Genomic DNA, 15,005 nt, shown 5'->3' on the forward strand with positions numbered 1-15,005 from the left:
ACCTCAGTGATGAGGTCTTTTAAGTTTTCGTTATAGGTGTCTTATTATTTAGGCTGGTTTACGTGCCAACATGGTCGCAAACTGCAATTTAGCGCCATTATGCATAGTACCAACATCTTCATTGTACTTAATCAGTTCCCATCCAGCATAAGCATCACGTAACTGGCCCGTTTTTAGGGTAAAAGGAAACGGCACTGGGCATGGGTTATCTTCAGTACTCATGGCGCAAACAATCAGGTTGTAACCCCCTGGCTGAGTACTCTTATGCATATCGGCAATGACAGCATCCACATTGGCTGGACTGATAAACATGAGGGTTACGGTACATGAAATAAGGCCATAATTCGGAGTATCACCGTTACCTAGGCTCGCACTATTAATATCTAGCACCTGAGTCTTAATGTTAGTTATCTTCTCTTGATCGATAATGCTTTGCAGTGAATCAATGGCATTTGGATTAATATCGATAGCCTTGACCTTAACCAAGTTGGCCGAGATATAACGCATTACGTCCGCTTGAACAACCCATATCTAACGTATCGCACGGTTCTATCACGTTGCACGCCTCGACGACTTCACTATGCGCAGGGTTTAAGCCGTAACGGCTATTTAGATCAACTATCATGGTAACAACTTTAATTTTTGGAAATGAGGGCTATTATCCTACTACTGATATAGCCCCTTGAAATTGAGAATAGTCATTTACATCGATTTTTCTGACTCGTTACATCACGATGAACAACTAAGATGAGACAATCCCCCCACCTCAAAGAACTCAAGCGGTTTCAATCGATAGTATTTATCCTCCACTTCCTTCGACTGCTCTGCATATGGCTGTGTCATCACGTCCTGTAACTCTCTAACGAGAGCGTAATTTCCCGCAGTTGCTTGCTGATAAGCCGGCATAACAAACCACTCTCGCAAAATATATTTTGGGTTAACGCTCTTCATCTGCCTAGAGATTTCCTCATTGGTTCGAGGTGAAGCTGCATTCGTATCAGTGGCACTGTTGAGAAGTGTTTTCCATTTATCGAGCCACTCTGCCCAGCGCTTGTCTACCTCTTTACTGCCTATATCATCCGCCGCATCATTGTATAAAGTACTGTAAAAACTTTTCTTGAGTGGGCCGATGTCGTCAGGAATCGAGGACAGTTCGCGGAAGAAAATAGTATAGTCAACAGGCGCTTGCATCATGAGTGTTTGTAGCTCCTTGATGAGTACGTTGCAAAGAGCTTTATCAGACTCACTCTTCAAATTGATAAGCCCCAACTTGGTAGCCCACATAGCCTTCATTTTCGTATCCATTACTGCCGAAAATTCACTTTGGATCTCGTCGAGTTCTAACAAATCCAGCTGATGTGAGACCAGTAACGGTCGTAAAGTCGAACAAAACATATCGAAATTTTGTTGAGCTGCTCTGGGTTGATTCATGAACGAGAAGTGGTTACCACCGCCCGTCCAAGGTTGATAGTAAGGATTAAACACATCACAAAAACCAAAGGGACCATAATCAAGTGTAAAGCCACCCGCTGCACAGTTATCGCTGTTGAAGTTACCCTGGCAGAAGCCGACACGGATCCAATCAGCTATCAGTGACGTGAGACGGCCACGAAACTCACGTGCCAGCAATACCACTTTTTCTGCGGTGGTTAGTTGTGTATCGATAACGCCTGCGAATTCACGTTCAATCAAGTGCAGCACAATCTTCTCGAGTTCCTCCATCGCTTTCGAATGTTCATTTTTACGGGTTCGACGAGCAAAAAGTTCGAGTTGGCCGACGCGGATGAATGACGGTGCGACACGTGTCGAGATAGCGACGGCTTCAGATATAAGCATGTCAGGATTCTCCGACCGCGAGCCCTCCGAGTACCATGGTCGTTTCACCCTCTCGGTCTTTGAAACGTACAAACTTAAAGACCGAGAAGTGGGCACGCCCAGTGCGTGCATGTGTTCCTGAGCCAAGAACTCGCGAATACTAGAACGTAAGACAGCACGACCGTCGGCACCGCGGCAATATGGCGTGCGGCCACCACCTTTCAACTGCATTTCCCAGCGTTGACCCTTGATGACGGCCTCAAGCACAGAAATTGCACGACCGTCTCCATATCCGTTACCGGTTTGGAACGGGCATTGTTGGATGTATTCAGTGCCGAAAATAGAAAGTGCATAGCCACTCGCCCACCCGACCTTGCGCATCGGCTCTGGAACCTGAGACATGTCACCAGAAAACATACGGACGAAATCGTTAGACTCAGCCATACTATCGGCGAAGCCAAGCTCGAAAAAGAAGTGTTTGCTGTGTACTACATACTCTGGATCTTTGATTGGTGTAGGATTGACGGGGACATAATGGCCCGTAAAGACTTGTCGCGGCGCGTGATCCGCACCATTTTCTTTCGCATCAGGATCGCAGTTAAGCGTGTCCATGAGGGAATAGTTTGCCAACGTTGCAAGTTCATTGAGCGTCGATATAGTCGCGGAGGTTCTCTGAGGCTGTCGATTTGTCATATTTGTTTATACCAAGGCTCGTTAAGAGGCAGATACTGCTGACTTTACAGAATCAAAAGTATCTACACCAGTGTTAATTTCACAGCCTAAATATATAACGACTTATTTCGCCCTGCCCGCCAATTTCTCAAATGTTCGCAGTGTGCCAAGTCCTAATAGTGCCACGACTAACTCTATTAGTTGATCCATTGGTATTTTAAGACCCGTGCCACCAGCCCACTCTATTAACGGATTCACAATAAAAGGAAAGGCAAGACCAATCGCGCATACCCAACCAATGGCAGGCCGCCAACCAGCAACAAAGAGCGAACGATGTTGAGCTTCAATTTTATTAATTTCGGTCTGTAGAATACCTACTTGATATCCATGTATTGAAGCGTTTTGTTAATGCTATTTTACAAAAAGGGAGGTACTAGCTATGGCTGAATATAGTAAGGGTCATAATATTGATTGAGTTTATGATAAAAAGGCGCTGAGCGTAAAATACTCAGTGCCTTTTTATCGAGAGGTAGGATGTAAATACATTTAATCATTTAAAATAAATGATTAGTGATTACACTGATTTCAGGAGATGCTCTACTTCACATCCTCACCAAGGATATGTTTTGCAATAGCTTCTGCTTCACGGCGGTTTATAGGCGGCTTCGGCATTCCAAGCGCACCATGCTTAATCGCAGCACCTAATCTATCCACTGCATTATCCCTTCCTTCATATCTAGCTCGTATGTCTTTAAGAGAAGAAGCGCCCGCATCTTTATGGCAAGTTAAACAATCATTATCCGATAGCAGTGATTGAACATCTAAATTCTCAGGATTATAGATCTTCTTGGTTTTAGCTAGGTTAGTTAAGGCTATTATCTCTTTATTAGTTTCTTTTTCAGAGCCATAAGCAACTGATAAATAAGCAGCAATAACTTTAGCTTCATCCATGCTGATCGGCGCGCCATATTCGTTACGCATTTTATACATCTCACCGGTCCACTCTTTCAGATCCATTTCTGGTGGTTGATACATTATATAATCAACTGAATGACAAAGATGACATTTAGATTGTGCAAGCCCATATCCTGGTAACGATAATGGCTTAAGTTTTGTATCGTCTATCGGCAATGTAATTGATACGATTTCAGCTTTAGCTGTTAATGAAAATAGCGCTAATATAATAAGTAAAAATCGCATTTATACCACCTTAATGCTTGTTCGTTCAATCGAATTCCGATTATAGCCGCCATGATTCCAAGTCGCGTTCACAGGCTGTGTTTCACCACTTTTACCTGTCGCTCTTACCATAATAAGTGTTCTTCCTTTATCGCTGAAATTATAATTCAACGTCCAACCTCTAAAGGAGAATCGACCTAGATCTTCTCCAAGCGTTGTTGGCATCCATTTTGTTCCACCATCGACTGAAATTTCTACTTTTTTGATACCACTACCACTATCAAAAGCAATGCCTTTAATTTCAATATTAGCTGAAGCGCTAACTTCATCACCATTCGCTAAGCTAGTGACAAAACTTCTTATTGGGAAACGATTTACGGGTAACGTCGTTTTCGCCCTTTTATTCGGTAACTCACTTTTAGTTGGGTTATCAGGCAGTCGGTACCCCGTTGTCATAAAGAAAGCATCAAAGTTGTCAAACTCATCCTCTATAACTTTTAGGTGGGATACATGTTTAACCCAGTATGTTGCATACCAACCCGGAACGATTAATTTCACTGGGAAGCCATTTAAAAAGGGTAAAGGCTCTCCGTTCATTTCCCAGACAAGCATAGGTTCGCCGGTCATAATATGATCCATAGGCAGTGATTTTTGGAAATCCGGAGTCGTATCTCGTACCGGTTTATCCAATCCGTCAATGATGACACTTTTAGCTGCGCTTGAAATACCCGCTTTAGCTAATACGTTTTTAAGTGGTACGCCTTTGAACTTCGCATTCCCCATTGCACCATTACTTAATTGCGCACCAAAAACACGTGGTGATGAATAACCTCGGCTATTACCCGTACATTGTTGTACTGCTACGATTTCTTGCTGGCCTTCAATCGCCTTTAATTCAGCTAAACTTAGCTTAACTTCCTTATCAACTGACCCTGAAATAGTAATAGTATACTTATCAGTGTCTATGGCAACGGGAACGTCAGCTAAGTGATAACGTACAAAAAAGCGGTTATTTGGTGTTATTAATCCGTCGTTAAATACATTAAAAGGCGTTTCAAGATGAGGTGGTCTAGTATGTACGATCACAACATTCTCTTTTTGAGGAAATGTACTTAGTACTGGCTTAGGGCCATCAGCATAGCTAACGCCTTCACCATCCGAATACATTTTTCCGTCTTTCATAAACTCTTTAGAGAAAGCTGTTAATGGTGCTGCAGCTAAAGCGACATAGCTTCCTGCTTTAATGATTTCCCTTCTTAACTTATTCATTTTCATAATTGCATATCCTATTAACTTTGAGCCGGTTTGCCTTTAAACCGGCTAACAAGTTATTAAATTTTTGATAAATATTCCGATAGGGATTTAATTTCATCATCTGTAAGCTTGCGAACTACGTTTTGCATCATTTTGCCTTGATCACCAGCTCTTAGGCCTGTTCTCCAGTCAAATAATTGCTTCTCTAAGTAGTCAGATGATTGACCTGCCAATCTTGGGAATGACGGACTGCCTTGAGTTTCTTGACCATGACAAGTAGAGCAAGCTGGTAGCGCTCGTTGCCAATCACCTTGGAATATTAGGCGTTCAGTCGGATCTATAATCAGGCCTTCCTCTGATTTTTCTGGGCTAATTTCACTTATTTCTGGCGAAGCGAGTGAACTGAAATAGCTAGCAGCAAGTAATTTATCTTTAACATTTAGATCGGTCACCGCATTTTTCATCGACGTATTTTGTCTTAAACCTGATGAAAACAAGTTCAACTGATTAAAGATATATGCCGCTTTTAATCCAGCTAATTTAGGCGCACCAGGAACACTGCCAAGACCATCCGAGCCATGGCAGCCCACACAGGTACTCAGTACGGCTGGTAATGGTTTTTCATTTCGAGAGAAAATATATGTCTTCGATTGCATACGCCCAATATTTTCTTGTGGTTCATTTTGCAGAGACACAATATAAGAAGTTAAAGACAACATCTGGTTTCTCGTCAGACGATCACCAAAGTCAGGCATTTTGTTACTCATACCATTCTCAATAACGCGTTTAATATCAGCCTTAGTTGAACCATGAAGCCAGATATTGTCAGTTAAGTCAGGAGCACCTATACCCTGTGTTCCTTGGGCATCTTTTCCGTGACATGAAGAACAATTAGCATCAAAAAGGTCATTACTTGTAAATGGTCCTTTATTTAGCTCTGACACATATTGCGTTAGTTCGTCTATATCATCATTACTTAACGTGTCTTTCCAAGCTGGCATTTTGCCATGACGACCATTATATATAGTCGTATAAATATCCTGAGGTGAACCACCGTATAACCAATCTTCATCAATTAAATTAGGATAATTATGCTGCCCAGTCGCATCCTGACTATGACAAGCAGAGCAATTATCACCAAATAAGGCTTTACCACTCTGTAAAACAAGAGGTTCTTCTTGTAGAAGGGTAAACATCTTCTCATCAGAACGGGCGTTGATCACACTGTTAATATTACTGTTAAGATCAATAGATTTCGCAACATAAGCGTCATCGTTAGGTGTCCACTCGACAAAACCTTTCCAAGACGCTACACCTGGATATAAAAGGAGATAAACAATTGCACCTATAAATGCAATGAAATAAGCGGCAAAGAAAACCTTAGGAATTGGTGCATCTTTTTCTTCAATCCCATCAAACTGCTCAACCGTTTTATTACTATCTGCGGTCTTGTTTTTTCTGAACTGCGAGTAAATCACTGCAACCATAATAAAAAAGAAGATAACCGATAGTACACTTGATAATAATTTTATGGATTCCATTAATTTAAATCCCCACCTTCTTCACGCGTATCCACACCAAGACTCATCAAGTAGGAAATAAGCGCATCACCCCTCGTTTTGCCTTCAACTTTAGTTGGTGCATTTTCAATTTGCGTGTCTGTATACGGAACGCCTAGTTTTTTCATCGCTTGCATTGACGCAATGACATTGCTTACTTTGATTTCTTTTTCAAAAAGCCACGGGTATTGCGGCATAATTGAAGCTGGAACCACTGCTTGAGGGTTTATGAGGTGCTGTTTATGCCAACCTTCTGTGTACTTCAAGCCAATATTAGTCAAGTCAGGGCCAGTTCTTTGTGAGCTCCACAAAAAGTTAAACTCGTAAACATCGTCTTCCATTTTATTAGGACGACCATATCTTTTTCTTTCTGGTTCTAAATTCCGAACCATCTGTGTATGACAAGCAACACAACCTTCCGCCATATAGACATCTCGCCCAGCTAGTTCTAAGGCCGTGTATGGTTTGGCCGTTGTAATTTCTTTAAGATCGTTTGTGAAGAAAAACCCTGGAAAAACCCACACAAAGAATGAAAATAAGACTACGACTGTCGTGATCGTAATAAAAGCCATTACTGACTTGGATATTGACTCTTCCATTAATATGCTCCTTCAATAACTACTTTTTGTGTTTTTTTCACCGTCATGATGAGGTTATATACCATCACTAACATACCCAAGATAAACAGCGCGCCACCAATTGCACGCCCTAGCATATAGGGTTCCATAAACCGTAAAATATCAACAAATGAATAAGTAAGAGAACCAGATTCAGTTAGGCTTAACGATTTAACACCTTGACCTATACCACCAATCCAAAGGGAAACTATGTAGAACAATACGCCGACATGAGCGAGTACAAAGTGCACCTTAACTAGACCATATGAGTAGAGTTCTTTTTTGTATAACTTAGGAATGAAATAGTAGAAAGTTGCGATACACGTCATACCCACCCAACCTAGTGCACCAGAATGAACGTGTCCTATAACCCAACTCGTATTGTGAGCGATCATATTGAACCATCTGATCGCCATAAGAGGACCTTCAAATGTGGCTAATGCGTAATAGGCTATTGATGATAAGAAAAACCAGACTACGGGATTCTTTCTCATTTCCTCTTTATTAGAAGTACAAGTCATCCAAGCGTTATATGCGCCAGCCCATGAAGGGATCCACAATAGAATAGACATCACTATGCCAATATTTTGAATCCAAGTTGGCACTGATGTAAAGAGTAAATGGTGTGTACCAGCCCAAGTATAAAAACCGATTAAGCCCCAAAAAGTAATTAAAGAAAGTCGATATGAATAAATGGGTCTATTAACTAACTTGGGAATAAAATAGTAATTGGTACCAACAAAGCCAGCTGTCAATAAGAAGCCAACGGCATTATGACCCCACCACCACTGTACAAGTGCGTCACTCGCACCAGAAAATATTGAGTAACCTTTAAATGCATACACTGGAATGGCTAAGTTATTTATCAAATAAATTAAGCCTATAACAATAATTACCCCACCACTGAACCAGTTTGAAACAAATATATGTTTTGTTTTTCTTTTCGCTAGTGTCCCAAAAAATATATATCCAAACGTTAGCCAGAGGACAACAATAGCGATATCAATTGGCCACTCAAATTCGGCGTACTCTTTCGTTGATGTATAACCTAAAGCGATTGATATAAGGCCGATTACCAATGTTATCTGCCAACCCCAGAACAAAAACCACGATAAACCTTTCGATATTAGATTCACGACTGATGTTTTTGCCACAATATACAGCGAAAGACCGATAATGAAGTTACAAACTAGCCCAAAAATGATGGCGTTAGTATGCAAGGGTCTTATTTTCCCGAAATTTATGTACTCATTTGCAAAATTTAATTGCGGTAGATATAGCTGCAGAGCCGCCATTAAACCGATGCACATGCCTATAACGCCCCAAATGATGGCGGCAATAACAAATGCTTTCGTTAATTTTTCTTCATTTTCATACATGGGTATGTTCCCTGTTTACATCGGTTAATATGATGTGTGTTTTAATAGTCAAGTAAAGCTGTATACCTAGATAGGCGTTTAAATTAAGCTGCAGCTTCTACCATCATGCTACGAGTATAGTGATCCATACGACTGTCCGCCTTCGCCCACAGGCTGATATCATCAGCATTAGCTCTCCCCATATTCATTATTGATAACCTATCTATTAAGAAAGAAGAAGCGCGGCGTAAGACACAATAAGCCGGTAGTGATAAGCAATAGGTGTGTTTTTTAATGAGGAATTGGTAACGAATTCAAACATGTTCGGCTCTCTCTTTCTAAGAGCCAAGAGTATAACCCTCACTGTAAGTTAAAAATATTAGAATGAAGTTAACCTTGGGTTCAGGTAACCTGAACGTTAAGAATGTAAATAAAACCACCGTTAACTTTATGATAATTAGATCTTAATACTTGCAGGTATTCCACCTGATATGCTTAAAGTAGTGCAATAAGCGGATTAGATTTCTATATAGCGAGGCCTGACTAACAGGGATTACAGTGAATGTTATGACTCATTGAGATCTGTATTGATAGGAAGATGCTAGCCCTCCCTTAAAGTTGCTTCCGATAAACCCCGTCAGTACCATCAACAACCTGAAAACCAACTTTGACTAAGTAATCTCTATGTTCCTGTGTCGTTGGTTTCGCCATGAGTGTATTAACACCTATGCGTTTGAGGGCATCAGGGTGCGATTCATAGTAATAATTTGCCAATTTTAAATCACGGTATTCCGGTGTGACAAAGTCCAATAGCACTGACAGCACACCTTGTTCACTATTATTACCCACTAATACACCCGCTATGCTGTTATTCCTGAGCATATAAAACACCGTATTAGCTTCTTTCAGTTCATCTACAGTGGTCTGCAGTTCAATGTCACTCTGATTTGTGGAAATGAAATGCTCAAAGTATTCAGAGTCTACCGATGTAACAATTAGCTTAAACTGCTCATCTGTCGAATAGATTTGCCATAAAAAGTAAACATTGATTCCAGCTATCCCTAGGTTCATCAACATTGTCGGTAAAGAATCAATAAAATAGGCAAATATCGCAAACAGAATACAGCCAATGAAGTTAATGACCCGCAGCTTTATGATTGACGTCATTGTCAGAGAAATAAGCACGACTAGCGACGCCAGATAACCAAACCACTCTACCCAATCAAAATCCATTTCAATGTCCTTATGTGTTTGTTTACTATAAAGGTAGCATTGGGTAGATAAAGGGCAACGGTCAGTGCTCAGTCATATGCGTATAATACAACAGACACTATGCACGTATAGCTTTACTTGATTCGGAGATCCCAGTTGTGGTTGACAAGGTACCCCCTTGAATTTAGATACATAAGATATAAAAAAACCGCTGTAACAACAGCGGTTTCATCTTTCTATTTAGCAGATAAATGGAGCCTAGTTCCCTATCTACAAATCGACTTACATTTTGTCAATCATGTTTAGTGTAATAGCCACTGAGTTGTCAGCGGTAACTTGCTTAGCTTCTGCATAAACTAGATGCGCAGAGCCATCCGCTTTATCAGAAATAGTGCGGGTCACGACGAGAGGAGTCTTAAACATGTCTGCCACCTGCGCTACTGCAGCGCCTTCCATCTCAACAGCCATCGCATTGAACTCTGTAAGCAGCATGCTTACCACTGCTTTATCGGCAATAAATTGATCGCCAGTAGCTATGATCCCCGAATGTACGATTTCTCTTTTGTTAACTTAATAATCTAGATCACCACGGTATCTTTCAATTATTTTATGACCACAGTTTTTACATATTAAATGCAAATCTCTTAGTTCCATAAACCCAGCCGTACCTCCAGCCCCCCAGCCAGCAACAAATGCAGATATAAACTCTTTGACCTTTGCCTTTCTTCCCATATCGGAATTATTCTGAGACTTTACTATAACCCCAATATGATCGACCTCTTCATTACATTTTTTGCAAAAACGTTTTTCAGGTTCCATGTTATTCTGCTCCAGAATCAATTTTACGAATTTAACCGAATGTAGCAAATCATGTTGATGCATTTGTTATGCATTTGTTATGCATTACAGGCCACCAGCTAAATCCAAGTAGTTCCCTGTTGAAAATGATGATTTATCTGAAGCTAACCAATAAATGGCCTCTGCAACTTCAGCTGGCTCACCACCTCTTTGAAGTGGAATTATATTTTTTAACCTTTCAACTCGCTCAGGCTCTCCGCCATCAGCATGCATATCAGTATGAATTAATCCAGGACGCACACAATTAACTCGGATACCTTCGGCTGCAACTTCCAATGATAAACCTTTAGTTAAAGTATCAATTGCTCCTTTTGATGCTGCATAATCAATATATTCATTTGGAGAGCCTGAACGAGAAGCTCCAGAAGAAACATTAACAATTACACCACCGTTGCCACCATGCCGTGTCGACATTCGCTTTACTGCTTCTCGGCAACATAAAAAGTAACTAGTGACATTATTTGTAAGTATTTCATTAACCCGAGCCGCTGTCATATCCTCTAAACGTGATTGTTTTTTTAAGATCCCAGCGTTATTAACAAGAACAGATATTGCACCTAATTCGCTATCAACAGTGGAAAACATTCGAATGGCGTCGCCTTCACAAGAAACATCAGCTTGAACAGTAATACACTCTCCACCTTCAGCTCTTATCGTTTGGGCTAATTTATTCGCTGTTCCTGAATTAGATTTATAATTGATGCATACAGCATAGCCTTCTCTCGCAAAAAGTTGAGCAGTCGCTGCACCAATACCTCGCCCGCCACCTGTAATAATTACCACTTTTTGAGCGCTCATAAATCTATCCTTATATTCTGAGTTAAAGTAATGCATAACACCGTAATAACACGTGCGAACGCCTTAATGACCAACCAATTATACTTTAAACCAAAAATGCTGAGTGTAATAAGCATCGTGTTGGTTGCTTTGTTATACCCGAACTAAAACTGTCCTCAAAACTAGGAAGTAACTAATAATAAAATACTGCCTAGAAATGCAGGAATTCCTGATACAAACATAACTAAACCAAATTGATAGTTCTGTCTTTTTTGTTCATGAAAGTCAGATTCAAAATCATGACCTGAAACCATTTTATTGGTTTTATTCGCCGCAGGATCTTGTGACCAATTACGACTTTGGCTACTCCCCTCCCAAGTTAAGCTAGCAACTCCCCAGATAATAATTACGATGAAAAATAGGAAATCCATCAGACTTGTTGAGTTGAAAGCCGTAACGTATTGAGAAAGAACAAGCACAGTTAAAGCTGCTAATAGATTAGTAATAACAACCACTTTAAACAGATTTAACATAAGTTTCCTTCCTTAAAAGGCCTTTTAGGGTATAACGCCGCATTAAGCGGATACTATTTATTCTTTTCTTTATCCGACAGATACTCTGCATACTTTTTAGTAATCAATTGATGAATATGAAGTCCTGTATTACGAACAAGATACCAATCTATAGCAGCCAGAATAACAAAACCTATTATCGTTCCCATTATAAATCCTCCATGAACATTGAAATGTAACTCTATCAAATATTTAATAAAAACACTTTGAGCCTAAACACACTATTGATGCTAGATCTGGATAGTTACCTTAACTCTGTAAAATTGAAACTTTTATTTATAAGGGTCTCTATAAATCAATTTCATTATGCCTGTATGCAAAGTCAGTCTTGCCGAAAAGATCCACCTACTGAAGTTCTTTACAATCATCATGACCTCCCATTGCTGATAATGGTCATGATTATTATAGAATGGAACCGGTACGGAGCTTGGAAATGGACAAAATAGGTTAGAGATTAAACTCAGCAATCTAGATTCGCATTACAGGATCTAATAAATTAAATTCATCTGTATTGAATATCAAAGGCTCAGCATTATTTGTTATTTCTATATTAAGGTTGTTTTAATAACTTTGAATTGTTACATGCATGTGATAAACGCCTATTTCAATTACCTTTTGAATAAAAACACCAATTTATATGCAATTAAAGTGAATGATTATTTATTAAGCTGCAGGCTGTATTACACATATAGCAATGCATTATTAAAGCTAATGTATAATGGTATTTTTTATCATTATTGCATGGTTATTTAATGCGCTACTATGTTCACCAGATGAGCATATACATCATCCAGTTAAAACATAAATTATTAAATTCAGATAGAGGCTAAAATGGCACACGCAGCGCACATCAATATGATCCCACAAGATTTGGCTTTAGACAAAAAAGCTTATGCTGTTTCTATCAAAGGACTGATTAAACACACTAAAGACATTTTATTTAGTGATAAAAAACAAACATCGTTAGATATTCAATTAAAAGGCTTATCGCCGCATCTTCTACGTGATATCGGCATGATGTGATAATTGACATTAATCTTTAAGACGCCAGCATTTGCTGGCGTTTTTTGTTTCTAATATTAATAAATATTCACCGCCAGAGAGTAGATTTTTACCTATTGTCGTATCGATAAAATAATTTACGAAGAATAATGACCCCAAAGCAAACTGACAACATCAATTTAGGTACCTATACTGGAACTGTTACTCTTGATGCTTGGGCAGTATAAATCAGAAATTAGTCATGAATTATGGCAAAACCAATTACAACTGTATATAAACACAGTAAAACTTAATTCATAAAATTACCTATAAAAAAAGCGCCCTCAAGCGCTTTAGAACTCATAGTAACTAACCAAGATTAATCACTTGTACGATAACTTGCTAGTTCTGTGCTTAGGCTAACACCTTGTAATTTCAACTGGTTTACACGTTGTAAATACGCTGCACCTTTAAGCATGTGCAAAGCAACATCTACAGCGCCACGACGAGTGTAGTCTTCAAGGTAAGAACCTTTCACCCAGCTATTGAATGCTCCTAAGCTTGGGCCAGCCCAGATCTGATAATCCATTTCACGTCCCTTCTCGCCCGTGTTTGACCAGCGTGAAGAAAGACCGAGGTACCAACGGAAGATAAGTGCCATTTTACGCTTAGGACTGCTTTTTGCACGTGCGAGCATTTCTGGATCACGTTCAGTAAAGAAGGCGATCGTGCCAGCCCAGATCTCATCTAGGTTTGAACGGAAGATTTGTTTTTCTATCTTCTCACGTTCTGCAGCGGGGATATCTTCAATCGAATCATAAGTTACATACAGGTCATACAGTTTCTTCGCACGCATCGCGAACATAGAACCACGTTTTAATACCTGTAGCTTAACACCCATTTCAAACATATCAGCAGCAGGCGCCATGGTCACATCAGCCATTTCAACAGTTGATAACAGTTTACGGGTATATTCAGATGCACCCGCTTCAACACAAGCCTGATTCACAGAGCCTAATACAATATAAGCCGCGCCCATGTTAAATGCAGCGAGTGCTGCTTCAGGCGTTCCGATACCACCACCAGCACCAACACGCAATGCAGGAGAGTAGTTATACTTCGCTTGCACTTCATCACGCAGTCCGATGATAGTCGGTAGCAAGGTTAAAAATGGTCTGTTGTCAGTATGACCACCAGAATCTGCTTCAGCGGTAATGTCATCAGCCATAGGTACAAGCAGCGCTAGAGCAGCTTGCTCAGGGGTGATCTTGTTTTGTGCTAATAACTTATCCAGTAACTTTTGCGGTGCTGGTTCCATAAAGCGGCGACCAACTTCAGTACGCGATACTTTAGCGATAACCTTGTTACCGATATTAACCGACCCATCACTGTTTTTAGATAAACCAGCTACACGATACCAAACAATGTGTTCAGTTAAGCCAAGGTAAGCTGAAGCCTCTACAGTCTTAACACCCAGTTTAAGGAAACGTTCAACCGCACCACGCTCTAATGCTTCTTCTGCTGGGGCATGGATCAAGTTAACCGCATAAGGGCCATTTGGTAATTCAGCTTGAATGCGACGAATAGCGTCTTCAACAGCATCAGGAACTAAACCCGCAGCGCCGAACGAGCATAGTAGCCCTGCTTTACCTAATGCGACAACAAGTTCAACTGACGCAATACCGTTAGCCATTGCACCGCCATGGTAAGCATATTTAACCCCATGTTGTTTTTTGTACGCGTCATCACCCAGATCTTCAGGTGTTAACTTCTGTGCAAACGCCAATACATCAATATCGATATTATTGCTGATAGCACCTGCGACTGACGTATGGTTAGCGATCCCCATTACAGCAGCATTGTTTGCAACACGATTCGCCACGTAAAGCGGCTTAGACAGATCCATTAAAGCTGCTTTAATTTCTGTGTCTTGCGTATGTACTGATGCAGGGTCCACTTTCCAGCCCCAGTTAATTGCGTTGTTATTGTTAAAACCTAAACTCGACATTCTTAATTCCTTTTTTGTAGCTGCCGAATGATTACTTAATATATTCATTCCACAGCTCAATTATTTTGTCTATTAATTACTAAGTTCAAAGCGTCTAAATGGACACCTAGCCGTATTGATTAAAGTAAGTCCTAAAGCTCGTA

15 protein-coding genes and 1 pseudogene are annotated in these 15,005 nt (G+C 40.2%); 1 reads left to right on the forward strand and 15 read right to left on the reverse strand.

The window, feature by feature from the left end; all coding sequences use genetic code 11:
• Nucleotides 1-48 precede the first annotated feature (48 nt).
• The 14 genes and pseudogenes from tehB to JFU56_RS23155 form a co-directional block, all read right to left on the reverse strand.
• Nucleotides 49-625 (reverse strand): annotated as a pseudogene (gene tehB, locus JFU56_RS00605) (tellurite resistance methyltransferase TehB).
• A gap of 104 nt (nt 626-729) precedes the next feature.
• Nucleotides 730-2,508 carry a YdiU family protein gene (locus JFU56_RS00610; protein ID WP_198435359.1) on the reverse strand — a complete coding sequence of 593 codons (1,779 nt, stop codon included), beginning with the start codon at nt 2,506-2,508 and terminating at the stop codon, nt 730-732.
• A 102-nt stretch (nt 2,509-2,610) separates the two neighbouring features.
• Nucleotides 2,611-2,880 (reverse strand): 3TM-type holin, encoded by a 270-nt coding sequence (locus JFU56_RS00615; protein WP_306341621.1) that lies wholly within the window; start codon nt 2,878-2,880, stop codon nt 2,611-2,613.
• Nucleotides 2,881-3,084: 204 nt separating this feature from the next.
• Nucleotides 3,085-3,687 carry a c-type cytochrome gene (locus tag JFU56_RS00620; protein WP_198435360.1) on the reverse strand — a complete coding sequence of 201 codons (603 nt, stop codon included), beginning with the start codon at nt 3,685-3,687 and terminating at the stop codon, nt 3,085-3,087.
• Nucleotides 3,688-4,941, reverse strand: coding sequence for a molybdopterin-dependent oxidoreductase (locus JFU56_RS00625; RefSeq protein WP_198435361.1), 1,254 nt, complete (start codon nt 4,939-4,941; stop codon nt 3,688-3,690).
• 56 nt (nt 4,942-4,997) lie between these two features.
• The gene (gene ccoP / locus JFU56_RS00630; protein ID WP_198435362.1) at nt 4,998-6,461 is read right to left on the reverse strand and encodes a cytochrome-c oxidase, cbb3-type subunit III; all 1,464 of its coding nucleotides are present in this window, start codon (nt 6,459-6,461) and stop codon (nt 4,998-5,000) included.
• Nucleotides 6,461-7,078 carry a cbb3-type cytochrome c oxidase subunit II gene (locus tag JFU56_RS00635; RefSeq protein WP_198435363.1) on the reverse strand — a complete coding sequence of 206 codons (618 nt, stop codon included), beginning with the start codon at nt 7,076-7,078 and terminating at the stop codon, nt 6,461-6,463. Before JFU56_RS00635 ends, ccoP begins: the two co-directional genes overlap by 1 nt.
• Nucleotides 7,078-8,475 carry a cbb3-type cytochrome c oxidase subunit I gene (locus tag JFU56_RS00640; protein WP_198435364.1) on the reverse strand — a complete coding sequence of 466 codons (1,398 nt, stop codon included), beginning with the start codon at nt 8,473-8,475 and terminating at the stop codon, nt 7,078-7,080. The genes JFU56_RS00635 and JFU56_RS00640 overlap by 1 nt, the downstream gene beginning before the upstream one ends.
• Before the next feature lie 591 nt (nt 8,476-9,066).
• Nucleotides 9,067-9,687 (reverse strand): hypothetical protein, encoded by a 621-nt coding sequence (locus tag JFU56_RS00645; RefSeq protein ID WP_198435365.1) that lies wholly within the window; start codon nt 9,685-9,687, stop codon nt 9,067-9,069.
• A 261-nt stretch (nt 9,688-9,948) separates the two neighbouring features.
• On the reverse strand, nt 9,949-10,221 hold the full coding sequence (locus tag JFU56_RS00650; protein ID WP_306341622.1) for a 5'-methylthioadenosine/S-adenosylhomocysteine nucleosidase: 273 nt from the start codon (nt 10,219-10,221) through the stop codon (nt 9,949-9,951).
• A 15-nt stretch (nt 10,222-10,236) separates the two neighbouring features.
• Nucleotides 10,237-10,485, reverse strand: a complete 249-nt coding sequence (locus tag JFU56_RS00655; protein WP_198435366.1) for a hypothetical protein — start codon at nt 10,483-10,485, stop codon at nt 10,237-10,239.
• A gap of 84 nt (nt 10,486-10,569) precedes the next feature.
• The gene (locus tag JFU56_RS00660) at nt 10,570-11,322 is read right to left on the reverse strand and encodes an SDR family oxidoreductase (RefSeq protein ID WP_198435367.1); all 753 of its coding nucleotides are present in this window, start codon (nt 11,320-11,322) and stop codon (nt 10,570-10,572) included.
• 161 nt (nt 11,323-11,483) lie between these two features.
• The gene (locus JFU56_RS00665) at nt 11,484-11,834 is read right to left on the reverse strand and encodes a hypothetical protein (RefSeq protein ID WP_198435368.1); all 351 of its coding nucleotides are present in this window, start codon (nt 11,832-11,834) and stop codon (nt 11,484-11,486) included.
• 53 nt (nt 11,835-11,887) lie between these two features.
• Nucleotides 11,888-12,022 (reverse strand): hypothetical protein, encoded by a 135-nt coding sequence (locus JFU56_RS23155; protein ID WP_256432187.1) that lies wholly within the window; start codon nt 12,020-12,022, stop codon nt 11,888-11,890.
• A gap of 682 nt (nt 12,023-12,704) precedes the next feature.
• Between JFU56_RS23155 and JFU56_RS00670 the strand changes: the two genes are divergently transcribed.
• On the forward strand, nt 12,705-12,896 hold the full coding sequence (locus JFU56_RS00670) for a hypothetical protein (protein WP_198435369.1): 192 nt from the start codon (nt 12,705-12,707) through the stop codon (nt 12,894-12,896).
• 337 nt (nt 12,897-13,233) lie between these two features.
• Here JFU56_RS00670 and JFU56_RS00675 read toward each other — a convergent pair whose 3' ends face one another.
• Nucleotides 13,234-14,862 carry a PfaD family polyunsaturated fatty acid/polyketide biosynthesis protein gene (locus JFU56_RS00675; RefSeq protein WP_198435370.1) on the reverse strand — a complete coding sequence of 543 codons (1,629 nt, stop codon included), beginning with the start codon at nt 14,860-14,862 and terminating at the stop codon, nt 13,234-13,236.
• Between the last annotated feature and the right edge of the window lie 143 nt (nt 14,863-15,005).

Origin of the sequence: Moritella sp. F3 (assembly GCF_015082335.1) — a bacterium.
GTDB lineage: Bacteria > Pseudomonadota > Gammaproteobacteria > Enterobacterales > Moritellaceae > Moritella.

Bases quoted from the DNA above. Each gene is read 5' to 3' on its own strand.
- JFU56_RS00670 (WP_198435369.1), top strand. From the start codon at position 12,705: ATGGCACACGCAGCGCACATCAATATGATCCCACAAGATTTGGCTTTA.
- JFU56_RS00625 (WP_198435361.1), bottom strand. From the start codon at position 4,941: ATGAAAATGAATAAGTTAAGAAGGGAAATCATTAAAGCAGGAAGCTAT.
- JFU56_RS00665 (WP_198435368.1), bottom strand. From the start codon at position 11,834: ATGTTAAATCTGTTTAAAGTGGTTGTTATTACTAATCTATTAGCAGCT.
- JFU56_RS00655 (WP_198435366.1), bottom strand. From the start codon at position 10,485: ATGGAACCTGAAAAACGTTTTTGCAAAAAATGTAATGAAGAGGTCGAT.
- JFU56_RS23155 (WP_256432187.1), bottom strand. From the start codon at position 12,022: ATGGGAACGATAATAGGTTTTGTTATTCTGGCTGCTATAGATTGGTAT.
- JFU56_RS00675 (WP_198435370.1), bottom strand. From the start codon at position 14,862: ATGTCGAGTTTAGGTTTTAACAATAACAACGCAATTAACTGGGGCTGG.
- JFU56_RS00635 (WP_198435363.1), bottom strand. From the start codon at position 7,078: ATGGAAGAGTCAATATCCAAGTCAGTAATGGCTTTTATTACGATCACG.
- JFU56_RS00645 (WP_198435365.1), bottom strand. From the start codon at position 9,687: ATGGATTTTGATTGGGTAGAGTGGTTTGGTTATCTGGCGTCGCTAGTC.
- ccoP (WP_198435362.1), bottom strand. From the start codon at position 6,461: ATGGAATCCATAAAATTATTATCAAGTGTACTATCGGTTATCTTCTTT.
- JFU56_RS00660 (WP_198435367.1), bottom strand. From the start codon at position 11,322: ATGAGCGCTCAAAAAGTGGTAATTATTACAGGTGGCGGGCGAGGTATT.
- JFU56_RS00640 (WP_198435364.1), bottom strand. From the start codon at position 8,475: ATGTATGAAAATGAAGAAAAATTAACGAAAGCATTTGTTATTGCCGCC.
- JFU56_RS00610 (WP_198435359.1), bottom strand. From the start codon at position 2,508: ATGACAAATCGACAGCCTCAGAGAACCTCCGCGACTATATCGACGCTC.
- JFU56_RS00620 (WP_198435360.1), bottom strand. From the start codon at position 3,687: ATGCGATTTTTACTTATTATATTAGCGCTATTTTCATTAACAGCTAAA.